Source organism: Mycobacterium sp. NGS64 (genome assembly GCF_059812245.1).
This window is the reverse complement of record NZ_JCALCI010000008.1, coordinates 24,933-39,111: the sequence shown is the minus strand read 5'-3', so window position 1 is coordinate 39,111 and position 14,179 is coordinate 24,933. Positions and strand designations below refer to the sequence as shown.

The 14,179-nt window shown below is 66.2% G+C and carries 12 protein-coding genes; 4 read left to right on the top strand and 8 right to left on the bottom strand.

All coding sequences use genetic code 11. From position 1 onward, the window contains the following. Positions 1-9: 9 nt before the first annotated feature. The 3 genes from AC5Y4S_RS25175 to AC5Y4S_RS25165 are packed head-to-tail and all read right to left on the bottom strand — an operon-like array spanning position 10 to position 1,879. A complete protein-coding gene (locus tag AC5Y4S_RS25175; protein WP_500035306.1) occupies positions 10-1,200 on the bottom strand; it encodes a winged helix DNA-binding domain-containing protein in 1,191 nt (396 codons plus the stop codon). Position 1,201: 1 nt separating this feature from the next. After that, the gene (locus tag AC5Y4S_RS25170; protein ID WP_500035305.1) at positions 1,202-1,441 is read right to left on the bottom strand and encodes a PspA/IM30 family protein; all 240 of its coding nucleotides are present in this window, start codon (positions 1,439-1,441) and stop codon (positions 1,202-1,204) included. A 9-nt stretch (positions 1,442-1,450) separates the two neighbouring features. Next, on the bottom strand, positions 1,451-1,879 hold the full coding sequence (locus AC5Y4S_RS25165) for a DUF6653 family protein (RefSeq protein WP_500035304.1): 429 nt from the start codon (positions 1,877-1,879) through the stop codon (positions 1,451-1,453). A gap of 613 nt (positions 1,880-2,492) precedes the next feature. On the opposite strand from AC5Y4S_RS25165, the gene AC5Y4S_RS25160 reads away from it, so the two are divergent. Further along, entirely contained in the window at positions 2,493-3,209 is a 717-nt protein-coding gene (locus AC5Y4S_RS25160) for a hypothetical protein (protein WP_500035303.1), read from the top strand. 228 nt (positions 3,210-3,437) lie between these two features. Next, positions 3,438-4,037 (top strand): class I SAM-dependent methyltransferase, encoded by a 600-nt coding sequence (locus tag AC5Y4S_RS25155; RefSeq protein ID WP_500035302.1) that lies wholly within the window; start codon positions 3,438-3,440, stop codon positions 4,035-4,037. A 7-nt stretch (positions 4,038-4,044) separates the two neighbouring features. Here the strand turns inward: AC5Y4S_RS25155 and AC5Y4S_RS25150 are convergent, their stop codons facing one another. Next, entirely contained in the window at positions 4,045-5,952 is a 1,908-nt protein-coding gene (locus AC5Y4S_RS25150; protein ID WP_500035301.1) for a putative bifunctional diguanylate cyclase/phosphodiesterase, read from the bottom strand. Positions 5,953-6,520: 568 nt separating this feature from the next. Beyond that, positions 6,521-7,891 carry a cytochrome P450 gene (locus AC5Y4S_RS25145; RefSeq protein WP_500035300.1) on the bottom strand — a complete coding sequence of 457 codons (1,371 nt, stop codon included), beginning with the start codon at positions 7,889-7,891 and terminating at the stop codon, positions 6,521-6,523. 226 nt (positions 7,892-8,117) lie between these two features. Here AC5Y4S_RS25145 and AC5Y4S_RS25140 point away from each other — a divergent pair, with 226 nt between their 5' ends. Beyond that, on the top strand, positions 8,118-8,969 hold the full coding sequence (locus AC5Y4S_RS25140; protein WP_500035299.1) for a class I SAM-dependent methyltransferase: 852 nt from the start codon (positions 8,118-8,120) through the stop codon (positions 8,967-8,969). A 5-nt stretch (positions 8,970-8,974) separates the two neighbouring features. On the opposite strand, the gene AC5Y4S_RS25135 is transcribed toward AC5Y4S_RS25140, so the two are convergent. After that, positions 8,975-11,104, bottom strand: a complete 2,130-nt coding sequence (locus AC5Y4S_RS25135) for an Rv1355c family protein (RefSeq protein ID WP_500035298.1) — start codon at positions 11,102-11,104, stop codon at positions 8,975-8,977. A gap of 65 nt (positions 11,105-11,169) precedes the next feature. After that, positions 11,170-11,835: a TetR/AcrR family transcriptional regulator gene (locus tag AC5Y4S_RS25130; RefSeq protein ID WP_500035297.1), complete on the bottom strand. Its 666-nt coding sequence runs from the start codon at positions 11,833-11,835 to the stop codon at positions 11,170-11,172. A 128-nt stretch (positions 11,836-11,963) separates the two neighbouring features. Here AC5Y4S_RS25130 and AC5Y4S_RS25125 point away from each other — a divergent pair, with 128 nt between their 5' ends. Next, a complete protein-coding gene (locus AC5Y4S_RS25125; RefSeq protein ID WP_500035296.1) occupies positions 11,964-12,668 on the top strand; it encodes a dienelactone hydrolase family protein in 705 nt (234 codons plus the stop codon). Here AC5Y4S_RS25125 and AC5Y4S_RS25120 read toward each other — a convergent pair. Then, positions 12,649-14,121, bottom strand: coding sequence for an alpha/beta hydrolase (locus AC5Y4S_RS25120; protein ID WP_500035295.1), 1,473 nt, complete (start codon positions 14,119-14,121; stop codon positions 12,649-12,651). The two genes, AC5Y4S_RS25125 and AC5Y4S_RS25120, sit on opposite strands and share 20 nt — an antisense overlap. Positions 14,122-14,179: the final 58 nt, after the last annotated feature.

Below are 14,179 nucleotides of genomic sequence, written 5' to 3'. Positions count from 1 at the left end.
CGCAGCCATTTAAGTTTCGCGAAGCGCGGCGGCACCGGCTTTCGACAGCGGCGACGGGAAACGCGGGCTGATCCGCACGCCGTCCAGCCACGAGGTCAGTTCGTCGGCGCGCCGTTGCAGGGCACGCCGCCCGTCGCGGCCGGGGTCCTCGAGGAGCTGCAGCCGGACGCGGGCGCCCTCGTCCTGATACCACCCGCCCACCACGCGGCCGTTCCACCAGGCGGTAGGGCCGGCGTTGCCGTTGGTGTCGAAAACCTGGGCGCGGTGTTCGCCGAGGTACCAATCGCGCTGAAACCAGCCCATTGTCGTGACGTCCAGGCCCGGCAGCAGCGCGCACCACGGCGGCGCGGGGGGTTCGGGGTCGAGGTCGTCGGGCAGCACCCAGCCGGCGCCGCTGCCGTGCAGCTCGATCTCCACCGCGCCGACGTCGGCCAGGGCGTGGCGCGCCGCGGTCAGCGTGGTGCCGAACCACCACTTGACGTCGGCGACGGTCGCCGGCCCGAAGGTTGCCAGCCAGCGCCGGGTCAGCTCCGCCCGGGCCTCGCGGTCGGGTGGCGGCTCGCCCAGCTCGCCGAGCCAGTGCGCGGTGGTGGCCCAACGCGGCCGCGACGTGGTCCAGGCGCCGTCGTTTGGCCCGCGCACGATTTCGCCCCGCGCCGACAGCACGGTCAGCACCCGGGGACCGAGCGGAACCTCGCCGCCCCAACGCTTTCCGGGGGCCGGGTCGTACGTCCCGGCCAGCTCGGGGAGCGCCGCCCGCAGTTCGGTGCTGCTGGCGGGTCCGTTGGCGGCGAGGTGGCGCACCACCGCGGCGCCGGCCAGGTCGAGCCAGCGGTCGCCGTCGGCGGCCACACCGGCCTTGCGCACGTCGGCGGCCAGCCGTCGACGTTCGTTGTCGGCGACCCGGTCGCTGGCGGCCGACTGAATCGTCGCCAGGTCATCGCTGCGCACCAGCCACAGTGTGCGGCGCATCGCCAAATGCCTGACCGCAGAGCGTTTTCGGTACAGCTGCTCCTCGAGATCGGCGGTCGCGAAGCCCAGCAATCGCGCCCACAGCGACAGGTAGGGCGTGGCGGGATCGCTCGCGTGCAGGCCGAGCAGCCCGGCGATCACCCGGGTGATCGGCAATGTGTCGCCCGCGCCCAGAAAATGCCTGCGCGCCAGGCGGTTACGCCGCTCATCGACCGTGAACGCACGCACCTCAACGCTCGTCGGAGCGCATCGACTCCCGGATCTGCGCCAGCCGCTCGGCTGCGGCGCGCTGGCGCTCTTCGTATTGCTCCTCTACCGAGCGGCCCTCGGCCGTGTCGGCATCGAGTTCCGCCGCGCCCTCCGCCGTTGCGTACCGGGACTCGATTTTCTCCCGGACGGATTCGAAAGTCGGTACGCCGGCGCTGTCGTACCCGGGGTCGGGTTCGGGGATTGTCGGTTCGTCGGGCATGCCGCCACGCTACTGCGCTTCGCGGTCCAGATAGCGCACCATCTGCTGCCAATACACCAGCGTCAGGGCCATCTGCACCGCGGTGGCGATCGCGGCCGGTCCCAGTCGATGGCGGCGGGCGGCGGCGACGGCGCCCACCGCGGACGCGGATGTCAGGGCGCTGACCAGCATCGCCGCGTCCCGGGGCCGACGGCTGATCCAGAGTTCCTCGCCCAGCATCGCCCGCGTCGACCAGGCCCGTTCATGCGCCGGCTTGCCGAAGACGACGGGGTTGACGGCGAACCACACCGCGACCCACGCCGCGTGTCCCCATCGCCGAGTCCAGACGGGCACGAGCGTCAGCGGCGTGGTCGCCCAGCGAGTCCAGGCGCTCCACGGGTTGCAATGCCGCGCGAATATGGCGCGCCGGACGCGCGCCACGGTCCACTGCCCGGTCACGACGTCGAGTCTGCCCTCATGCCCGGGGTTCGGTAAGAGCCACCTGCCGCTGCCCGACTAAAAGCGATCAGTTGCCAAACATCAGCCCGCAAAATCGCTTTGGCTGTGGAATTTTGCTTCTTCGCCGCCGCCGTGCCTGCGCGCGGAAAATCGTCGGAAACCCGAGAAAGTGGGCGGAAAACGCGCTCCATTACCTCGGGCGGCGGTAGCAAACCCGCGGCTCTTCGGCGGCCGCGACACAGGGAATCCACAGGTAGAAGCCCCAGGGCGGTTTGGTTGAATCATCTGAGTGGGAACGGCCCTGGCTGCGGTAACTGAAGGTCATCGCAGCCTGCGGACCGACCCGGGTCGGCGGGCAATGCCACAGCCGACCCGGACGGGGCCGGCGGAGTGACTACCGCTTCCACTAACAGGGGGCCATACTGCATCAGCGACCGCAAACTTTCGGCTCGTTGCCGATTACTCATCGGTAACGCTAACAGTTTGGCCACGACAAACGATCTCAACAGAATAAATACTGTCGGTTATTTATCGTGCGCACATTTTGGGAAATAATTCAAAGCGCGCCGACGAAATAGTCGGGCCGTCATGGTTAACAAGCGAAGGGATACCAATGGAAGCGGCTCAGCTCACTGGTCAGGCGATTCACGGCTCGTGGCTGGATGGCGGGACAGGCTGGCGCGATCTGGCGACAGGATGCTGGGTCACCGCGGCCACGCCACAGGCGGAGCCCAGCCTATGGGAGCAATACCTGGACGGCGCGGTCCGCAGCTACCGTCGTCACGGCTTGGAGTGGGTGCTCGATCTCGACGCGATTCGGGATGGCGCCGACACGACGCTGTTCTTCACGGTGGTCGATCCAAACGGCCGGGTGGTCGGCGGTCACCGCCTCGTGGGTCCCCTGCGCGCACCTGAGCAGTCCCACGCCCTCGACGAGTGGGCCGGCAATCCGGGACGTGCCGTGCTGAGCCATATGATCGCCAACCGGATCCCCTTCGGCGTTGTCGAAGTCAAAAGCGCTTGGACCAATTCCCAGGATTACAGCAGCCGGGTGCTGTCCCGGGTGCTGGCGCGTAACGCGCTGCCGGTGATGACGATGCTGGATGTCCAGTTCATCATGGCCACCGCAGCGGCTCACGTGTTGGAACAGTGGGCATCCTCCGGCGGCGTCGTGGCCTCTGGGATACCGGCGGCCGCCTATCCCACCGAGGACTACCGCACCAAGGTGATGTGGTGGGACCGCCGTACCATCGCGACGCACGCCGAACCCGAACAATTCAAGCTGATGTGCGCCCACAACGCCGAAATTCTCGGTCGCATTTCGGCTTAGGAGAGACCGGGCCGCAGCGGGTCATCTGCACGTCCTCGTCGGCGGTGATCTCGTTGGCGGCAACGTTGGGACTATCGCGACGGGGCGGCGCATCTATTTTCGTTGGTGCTACACAGAATTCGATGAACCGTTGCCGGTAATGACCTCGAGATCGTCGAAAGGGCGGTCAGGCGTGGCGATTACCGGGCCGGAGAGCGGCTGCTCGCCGCGAATGCGATCATTGCGTGTATGGCCTCGCGACACACCCGCTTTCGGATTTTCTACCGCATCGGCTTCACACCGTGGGAGGGCCATCCGATCGGGCAGGGTCTACGAGACCTGGTCGAAGGAACGTCCGGCGAAGCCGGGCTGTCCACGGGATCGGCCCTCGATGTCGGATGCGGTACCGGAGACTGCGCGATTTACCTCGCCCAGCACGGTTGGCAGGTAACTGCCGTCGACTATGTGGCCAAGCCGCTCGACAAGGCCCGCGCCAAAGCTCGCGCCGCCGATGTTTCGGTCAACTTTGTGCGCGCCGACGTGACGCAATTGAGTCGGGCCGGAATCGGTGCGGGCTTTCAGTTGATCGTCGACAACGCCTGCATCCACAACATGAGCGGCGCCGATCGCGACGCCTACGTCCGGGAAGTCTCTGCTGTGGCGGCGCCCGACGCGTGGCTCTACATCGCCGCGTTTCCTCCCGGCCGCAGGATCGGTGTGCCGGGCATCGACGATGCCGAAATAGAGCGCCGATTCACCCCGGGCTGGACGCTGGTCTCCGCGGGCGACGAACGAGAGCTCGACCAGAAGAACCCGTCGCGCTACTACCTGTTTCAGCGCCGCGCGTAGGCGGCGATCAAGAGTTCTGCTTACCGCGGATCTCAACCACGTTCTCGGTGGCGGAGCCCTTATCCGGTGCAGCGGCCGCGCCGTCGGAGAAGTCCATCGGCACGACGCGTTTGGCGAGCAGCGCCTCCATTGCGGCGCTGTCCAGCGGGCGGGAGAGCAGAAAGCCTTGCGCCCGGTAGCAGCCCAGGCCGAGCAATGTCTTGGCCGCGGCCACGGTTTCGACGCCTTCGGCGACGGCGTCCAGTCCGAAGGCGTCGGCCAGGGCCATCGTGGAGCGCACGATCGCCAGGTCGCCGGCGTTGGTGTCAAGATTGCGGACAAACCCCTTGTCGATCTTCAGGGTGTCGACGGGCAGCGATTTCAGATACGTCAGCACGCTGTAGCCGGTGCCGAAGTCATCGATGGCGATCTGTACTCCGATCTCCTTCAATCTGAAGAGCGTCTTGCGTGTGGCGTCGATGTCTTGGACCACCACGCTTTCGGTGATCTCCAGACATACCGTCTGCGGGTCGAGGCCGAACTCGTTGAGTGTGGTCGCAACGGTGTCGACGATGCCATCGGTGACGAGCTGCACGGGCGATACATTGATGCGCAACACCGCACCGCGCCCGACGTCGCGTGACTGCCAAAGCCCGAACTGCGCACACGCCGCACGCATTACGAGACGGCCGAGTTTGGCGCCCAGGTTGATCGATTCGACCACTTGGATGAACGAATCGGGCATCAACAGTCCGAGAGTGGGGTGTTGCCAACGGATTAACGCCTCGGTGCCGAGGATTTCACCGGTTCGCATGTCGAACTCCGGAAGGTAATGGAGCACCATAGCGCCGGTACGGCTGTCGACCATCCCTTCCAGGTGCAGTTCGATGTCGTTGCGAATCATGTTCGTTCTCAACATCTCCGGGCTGAAAGTGACGACCCTGTCGCCGCCGGAATTTTTCGCCGACCGGAGGGCCTGGTCGACCCGGCGCAGCAGGTCCGAGGTGCTGTCCTGCCCGGGTAGAGCCGACGTGACGCCAATACTGACCGTACGGGTGAGCAGCTCATCGTCGATCATGACCTGCTTGTGGACTAGGTCGTGCAGCGACTGGGCAAACACTTCGGCGGCCTCGATGTCCATTGCTGCCGTGGGTACGACGACGAACTCGTCACCGCCGAAACGGGCGATGGCCGCCGGGACGTCCGTGGCCTCTCGGAGCAGTTGGGCGAAGGCCTCAATGAACCGGTCGCCGGCGTTTTGCCCCAGGTGGTCGTTGATGACCTTGAAGCGGTCCAAGGCAATGAACACCACCGAGACCGGGCCGGGCTGCCCCTCGGCCAGCCGCTGGTCCAGGTACTCGATCAGCGCCCTGCGGTTGAGCAGGCCGGTGAGGTCATCGTGTTCGGCAAGATAGTGGAGTCGTTCTTCTGCGACGGTGCGGCCCTGCAGCTGGGCGAACAGCGCGGCGATGGCTTGCAGGGCGTTGAGTTCTTCCGGCAGCCATTCGCGGTCTCCGAGCTTGCCGAAGGCCAGCGTGCCGGTGGTGACGTCGCCGGATAGCAGCGGAACGGCGGCGAGGGAGACGGTGGGAGCACCGGTGCCCTCTTCGATGTTGTGCTGATAGTCGGCGTTGTCCGGCCGGGGCCGCATCACATCTGGCGTCTTGAGGTGTTCGGCCCGAGCGAAGATGGAGTCGGCGTCGGCGAAATACACGATGCCGATCGGGTCCGGGTCGGCATTGCGGGGCGGGAATTCGGCGATCAGGATCGTGGCGCGGATGGTGTGGTCGTTGTGTCGCAGGAAGCTGAAATCGACGCCCAGGTCGCGAACCAGGTTGCCGAGCACTCGTTCGCTGATCGCGGCCGAGTCAGCCGCGGTGGCCGCCATCAACTCGGCGGCGGCCGCAGTGACCAAGTAGTCCAAGGTGCCCGACATTTGCCCTTACCGTAGCTGTTACTAGTGCGGGGAGGCAGTTTTTGTTTGCCGCGTCACGCGTCTGTGTGAAATCACTCTGGCAGATCCATGCGCCACCCGAGCCGGTTCACCGCAGGCAGCTGGCCCAGATGACCCCTAGGGGACGGCCGCCGCACCCCCGTCGTCTGATTCGAGCTGCTGCTCGGTGACACCCATCACAGCCGGCGCGAAGCTGTTCAACATCCGTATATTACGGACCGAGCGCTCTGCTGCGGCTGTTGTGCCAGGTGGATTGTGACATTTGGGGGGCGCACCCTGTCTCGCATCGACGGGCTGGATTTCCGGCGGCGCACCTCGGAGATCGTGTCAGCTCCAGGGCAGCGCCGCAGCATGCATCGGTGCCGCCGGTGACGGTTAGCTCAGCGGCGAAACGGGGCGGTCGCGGCTGCGCAGTGCCCGGGCCAGAATCGTTGCTGCACAGGCGGTGGCGTTTTTGTCGGTGATCAGGTGTTGCCCCGCCCCGTCGTTGTTCCCCCGGGCTGAGCACTTCGATATGGAAGCCGTCGATGCGCTTGGGTGCCCGATACCGCTAGCGACGCGGTCGAACGCGGACAGGAATCGGACCACCGGCAATCATCGTGAAGTGCAATGCAAGCGGAAATTCATCGTTGAGAGAGCGGATTTCGAACCCGCGGATGAGCGTCGCCAAGGCGAGGGTCACTTCGAGCATGGCGAAATGGTCGCCAATGCACGAGCGCGGTCCGCCGCCGAATGGCACGTATTGCCAACGATTGAGCGCCTTGAAGTTCTCAGGGCTGAACCGGTCGGGATCGAATCGGAGCGGGTCCTTCCAGAGTTGCGGGTCGCGTTGTACGGCCATCCTCCCGACAACGAGCATGGTGCCCTTCGGCACCCGGTAACCGCCCACCTCCACGTCCCGGCACGCCATACGTGTGCCCGTGGGCGCCGGGGGGCACAGGCGAAGCGATTCCCGGATGACCTGGACCGTATAGCCCAGCCGTGCCATGTCGTCGGACGTCAGCGGCCGATCCGGCAGGGCCGCGACTTCTGCCGCGACGCGGTCCTGGCAGTCGGCGTGGTGTCCCAGAGCCCACAGAGCGTACGTCAACGCCGTGGTTGTGGTGTCGTGGCCAGCGAACATAAACATGACCAGTTCGTCGCAAATCTCTTCATCAGTCAACCGTTTTCCGGTCTCTGGATCCTCGGCGGCGATGAGCGCGTGGACCAGTGGTGCGACCCGCGTCGGATCGGCGCGGCAGTCGCGCAAAATCTCCTGCGTCAGGGCATGAAGTTTCGCGCTTGCCGCTCGCGCGCGCCGACGCGCGGGAGTGGGCAACCAGCGAGGGGCGCGTAGCGGGCTCGTCGCGCGCCTGACCGCGTAGGCCAACGCCACCCGTAGCGGCTCAACAACGTCGTCGGCGCGTTGTTCCAGGTCGAGCCCGAGCACCGACCGGCCCAGCGCGCGCAGCGTGATCGTGCGGCACTCGGCGTCCAAATCGATCACGGCGTCCTCGCGCCACCCCTGGCTCACGGACTGTGCTGCCTGCTCCATGTGACCGCCGAACTCGTTCACACGCTGTTTGGTGAACACCGGCTGCAGGGTGCGCCGACGTGACTTCCACGGCTCGAAGGGAAGATCAGTAAGGCTGGCGCCGATGATGTGGCGCACCTGCTCGAATACCGGGGTCGTCTTGTCCACGGAATCATCTTTGGTGCTGAGGATGTCGCGAATAGCCTCCGGAGATGTTGCCAACACTATCGGCGGCATCAGCCATCGCGGCCCTAACCTGAAAAAGCTCACTCGCCCGCCGGCATCACGCAGCCGCTCGGTACCCGTGCTGAATTCCCGCACCGCCGCAAGACGCTGACGATAGGGCATGGGATTCACCGGCGGCAGCGGTAATGATTTGAGTCCGTCACTCGCAAGGGTCTGAACCACGCCTACCTCCCGCGGACAACGTTGCCTACATCGATCAAAGGACCGCGCAGGCAAAGCTTACCGATCCCGGCTGACCGGGCAAGTCGTTGAACGTGTTTTCGGAAGATCGAAAGACGACGTGCGGCCAGTGGAAAACATGGGTCGAGTTCATAATCATGTATGACCGTGCGGCTCGAAATCGATGACACGGACTCATGAGAGGTTGAGGGTGAAGAGAATTCGGCCGATGTGGCGGGTACCGGGCGTCGTTTTGCGCGAGCGCTCGCATCCCGCGGGGCGCGAGCGCATTCCCGAGCCAATGGTGGTGGACGATCCGGAATCCGTTGCCCAGTTCCACACCGGCGGCGCGTCCAACCCAGGAATAGTCGCTATATACGATTTCTGCGCTCGTGCGCTCGATGCGCTCCTTCCACCGGGCGGCGCGCTGCTCGATCTCGGCGTCGGCTCGGGCCGTGCGCTCAGCGCCGTCCTGCGCCGACGGCCCGATGTTCGGGCGACCGCCGTCGATCTAGCCCCCAACATGCTGTCCACGGCGCGCGAGCTGTTCGACGCTGAAGGTCTGGGCGAACGTGTCGAACTGCTGCGCGAGGACATCACCGCGCTGCCAGGACGGATTTCCACGGCTCCGTGGGACGCGATCTCCTGCATGTGGACCCTGCATCAGCTACCGGATTTCGACACGTTGCGCGGCGCGCTCGGACAGATCGCTGCTATCCAACGCCACAGCGGGGCCGCGGTATGGATCTCCGATTTCCAGCGCCTGCGGGACCCGACAGCCGCCCCCAACATGCTCGCGATCGCAGACCCCGACTCGCCGGCTGTCCTGCGCCAAGACGCAATTGCAAGCGAGGCGGCGGCGTTCACCATCGCGGAGCTCTCGAAAGAGCTTGCCGCGGCTGGACTGCAAGGAATGCACTGCGGGCATTCGACACCGTTGCCCTATCTGCAGGCGTACTGGATGTTCGGTGCGCGCGGCAAACCGAACGCTCTAACCGGCACGCATGATGCCCGGTTACGCGGCCCGGCCCGCCGCGAGGCGGCCTTGTTGCGCTGGGGATTTACCGCGAAACCGTTCTGAGTCGGCTACCGCCGGGAACGGACTCGGCTCAGACTGCGGCGACTCGGTCGCGACGCAGGTGGTGCGGTGGTCAACCGCAAGACCAGCACGATCGATTCCTCGGGACCGGTCGCGGTTAGGCGGACGAAATCGCTTTGCAATTGCTTTAATTCGCTGGCGAAGTCGGCGGATAACTCGTGGAGATCGTCAGCGTTTCGAGCATGCAAGAAGACCGGTGACAACGGCCGGACGGCGAGGCCCTCACGCTGCGCGAGGATCCATACCGCCTCAACGGCTGACCCACCACGGGCATAGTCGGTAAGACGCTCCCCCGTCACGGTGATCACCGCCAGTGCCGAGCTGTCGAGGACTTGGTCGCGCATGCCGTCGCCCAGCGCGCCGCCGGCGTTCCAGTCCGCAAGGCAAGCCATCACGTCGGGCCGCCGGACGACATCAAATAGTGCCAAGTCGCTGTCGTCGAGTTCGAGGCTGAGCACCTCGATACCGACGTCGGGATCGGGGTCACCGGGCCAGCGCAGTTCCGCAAACATCTCTTTGTGCAGCTGTGGTGTCAAGTACCGGATTCGGTCGGCCGCACCGAAAATCGTTGCGGCCCGCGACAGGTCGTCCCGCTCGGTGAGCAGGTGCAGGCGCGCGCCCTCCCGCTCTGCCGCGGTCGAGAGCAACTTGATCGTCTGGTCGTCGAGCGGTTGACGCGTTCCGCGATGGCGGTTGGTCTCGCGCGCGAGCATCGGTTCGTAGAGGTCGGCGAGGGTGGGGTCGCTACCGTTTCCGAAGTCGATCGCGGCCTGTAGGGGAGAGCCGGCCACGTCTTCGGAGACGCTCACCGGCCCGAGCATCCCGCGGGCGGCGGCGGCGATCCTGACGTTGTACAGGGCTGCGCCCAATGCGACAGCGCTGCCGCGGAACCCTACGTCCATGGTCGAAGTATGTTCCGTCGCAATGCTTATGGTGAGTTTGGTCGGTTCTGCGTCGATACGCCATGGCTGGCTGTTTCCGCCCGAGGGGGCGCGCATCGCGGCAGCGACAATAGGATCGCTGACCATCGAAGGCGCTGCGTCGCTGCGATGCCCGTCATCGGGCTCGGGGCGATGGTGGGCCGGCTCGACTTCGTCGAGTTGATCGAGTTCCCAGCCCATGTCGATGCGGCACCGACCCGATCTCAGTTCTTCGCCCAGCCCGATTCTGCGTACGGCTTCGGCTAAAGCCGAAGCGCCGACGATGACGTCGGACGCCAGCTGGGGCCAGGTCGAGAGCGATCGGTCGATCTCGATCAGTGATGCGGCAGTGCGGGGCGATACACGATCGGCTTCGTCGTAACGGAGCATGTAAGGAATTTTTTCCCGGATGCTCATGCCCGGCAGCAGCTTGATGTCCAGGTCGCCCAGCAGCCCGTGCAGGATCGGACGGTCAGGGTCTTGATCGAAGCGTTCAACATCGACCCTTCCGCGATCGCTGGTTGCCATGAGCACGGGGAGACGCCGGTCGCGCGATGCCAAGCGCAGGCCGACCTTGATGTCGAGCGAATCGCATTCCTCGACAACGATGTCGAGTCCATCCAGGAACGCCTCGAGGTTGTCCGCGGTGAGTCCCGCCTCGAACACGTCCACCGCCAGGTAGGGATCGAGCTCGGCGATCCGGCGTGCCGCCACATGCGCCTTGTTCAACCCGAGATCGAACACGGTGGCCGGCACCCGATTCAGATTTGACAGTTCCAAATGATCGAAATCTGCCAGCCGAATCGTGCCACATAATCCCTGTAGCGCCAGGGTGTGAGCGATGACATGGCCTACGCTCAGGCCGGCGACGCCAATGGTCAGCGAATTGAGCCGGGCCTGTTCTCGAATGGTGATGTTGTTTCTGTTGCGATCAAGCCGTAGCGCGCGAAACCCCTGCGGGCCCAGCACCGCGACGACGGTCCGCCGCCAGGGGTAGTAAGCCCACCGGCTCCGTTCGCCGAGGAGCTCCGAATCCGGTGCCGGCCGAACGCTGCGCAGATTGGCCAGTTGTGCATCGAGCCGGTCGAGAACCTCGACGAGGGGATCGGCTCGGAGCCGCTCCAACATCAGAGCGTCGTCGGGCTCGTCGGGGTCGAGAACTAGCGCGCTATGCGCGGTTACCTCGGGCTCGTCCATGGTGTTTTCGTGTATAGCACTTGACCGGCGACCGCGGGCGCCTCACCACCGCGCTGGACCGCCGCTCACCAAGCGATGACGTCGTTGCCCGGGGTCTCCGTTTCCTCGGCGAATTGGCCCCGCCGTATCAGGCTGGTAACGGCGGCATCCCAGCGTCGCAGCTGCGGCTCGGTGAAGAACGACTCGCCGAGGTAGAGCTCGATGTACGGGTGCAGCATGATTGCGCCGATCCGCAGGATGAGCGGGTTGAGCACCCCCCAATCGGGATCGAGGTCGGGTCGGAGGATGTCCTGTCGCCGGAAGTGGTCACCCTGGCCTGCGCTGATCGCCGCCAGCCCGGTAAAGATCACCGAACCCAATGCGCCGCCCTCGGCGAGCGCGCGCCCCAGGTAGGTCATGACGTCGGGACGTTGGACCATCAGCGCCGTCAGCCGGCTGCCGGCTTCCTCGAGCACGTCGGACGGCGGCTCGGGCGGCGCTGTGGGTTCCAATGCCTCACCGACCACCTGCAGCACGTACTGGTCGACGGCAGCGGTTAACGCGGCCTTGGTGTGGAAGTGGTGCTGCACCAGCCCAATCGAAACCTCCGCGGTCTCGGCGACCGCGCGCAGCGGTGTGGCGGCGATACCGCGAACGGCAAAGCAGCTCAGCGCGGCGTCGCGAATCCGCTCCTTCGCGGACGGCTCGGGCGCAGGCGGCGGGTCGTAGGGAAACAGCCGGGGAGGTTCCACGGCCGGACAATACACCGGCACCGTGCCACGATATGGCGGTATCGGATTACCATATCTTCGTATCGTCACGGCTATGCGCGCCGCGGGAGCGGTGCACGGTCGACACCGTATTTGGGGAACACCGAGCCATGGGTGATATCACTTATTCGGTCGCCGACGGCCACTTGCCCGGCTATCTCGCGGTCCCCGAGGGCCCGGGGCCATGGCCCGGTGTGGTAGTCGTTCAGGACGTACTCGGCATGACCGCGAACTTGCGGCAGATCTCGGATCGCTTGGCCCACAGCGGCTATCTGGCGCTGGCTCCGGTCCTCTACGGCCGCGGGCCAAAGATCAGGTGCATGCTGAGCACCATCCGTGCCCATGTGACCGGCCGCGGCGCCGCCCACGACGACCTGGTTGCAGCTCGCGATCACCTCGTCGGCGACGAACGGTGCTCCGGCAAGGTCGGGCTCGTCGGGTTTTGCATCGGCGCCGGGTTCGTTATGCAGCTGGCCCCCCGCGCCGTGTTCGACGCGGCAGCGCCGAACTACGGGCTGCTGCCTGACGACGTCGAAGCGCTGCGCGAGTCGTGCCCGGTGGTCGCGAGCTTCGGCGCCAACGACCCCATCGTGCGGCGCGGCACCGCGGCCAGGCTCGAGGCCGTATTGGCGGAGGGTGACGTACCGCGTGACATCAAGGAATACCCCAACGTCGGCCACAGCTTCATGAACGACCACCGTGTTCCCGGGTCGATCCGCATAATTGCCGGGCTGGCCGGGATGGCTTATTCCGAACCCGAATCGGAGGACGCCTGGCGGCGGATCGTCACGTTCTTCAACGAACACCTGCGGTAGCGGAACGCTGAGCCGGAACCACTACCGGGGTGGGTAACGCCGGGGGCGGGGAAGCGGGGGGCAGGGCCGTGCGTGGCGTCTCCCGGGTGCCCAGCCGGCCGGCCAGCCACGGCAGCGCGGCGGCGAAGGCGCGGCCGGCGAACGGCCAGTCGTGCCTGCCCGGCTGGGGCACGACTGCGCAATCTATGCCGTTGGCGCGGCCGAGTGCGCACAGCGAGTACGCGGCCGCGGTCTGGTTACCCGGGTTGGCCGCGGCGAGACGCATTGCGCCGGAGTCGGTTACGGCCACGTCCTGGCGCGGCGCCGGCGGGCCGTCCGACGAGATCGCGAACCAGCCGGCCAGGTCGCGGTAGCTGCCGTGCCGGGTGATCACGGTGGCCGGGTCGAAAGCGGCCCAGGCTTCGGCATTTCCGCCGAACAGCCGGGCGATGGTCTGGGACCTGTTGCCGGCATTCGGGAAGAAATCACCCGCGATGTCGACGAACGCGCTGAACATCTCGGGGTGCATCACGGCCAGATCAACGGCGCACGTCCCGCCCATCGACCAGCCGGTGATGCCCCAGTTGGATCGGTCGCCGCTCACGCCGAACTTCGAAACCATGTAGGGGACAACGTCTTTGGTCAGATGATCGGCGGCGCTGCCGCGCACGCCGTTCACGCATTCGGTGTCGTTGTTGAAGGCCCCTCCGGCGTCGACGAACACCAACACCGGCGCCTTGCCGTCATGAGCGGCCGCGAAGTCGTCGATCGTCCTGACCGCGCTGCCCGCCCGCGTCCAATCCGCGGGGGTGTTGAACTGTCCGCCGATCATCATCACCGTCGGCAGGGCCGGCGGCGGGCTGCTGGTAAACCACTCCGGCGGCAGGTACACGAGTTCCCCGCGGTGCTTGAAATGCGATGCGTCCGAAGGGATCACCACCGGCACCACGCTGCCGTGCGGTGGGCGGGTCCGCTTGGCGGCCAGCGCGCTGAGGGTGGCCGGGTCCGTTTGATCGGGCAGGGGACCGGCGGTGAGTTGGCTCCATGCCGCCTGCACGGTCGGAAAGTAGCCGACCCACGCGTTGAGCACCAGCGCCGCGCAGAGCAAGCACGACGGCACGGCGAGCAGCGTCACGCCGCGCCGCCACGGCGGCGCGCTGCGCCAGCCCACCACCAGCACCGCCGCGGCCACGCCGGCCAACGCGACCCAGACCCACAGCGCCGACGGTGCCGGTTCGTCGGACAGGCCGCGGTCGACGACGTACCAGTGCGTCAGGTAGGCCGCGGCGCCCCCGGCGGCGCCGGCCAGTGGCAGCCACACCGCCCGCCATCGCCGCGACCGCCAGCCCACGGCCACCGCCAGGACGACGGCGGTGCCGATCTGGATCGTCGCGGGTATCCACCCGTGCATCAGGGAGGTGAAATTACCGGCCAGCTGCGCCGTGGCGAGGGGCGTCGGGGCGGTCACGTGCATCAGTGTGAGCCATCGTTAACACTCCCGGAACATTTTGACCGGATGTTCCCTGTGCGTC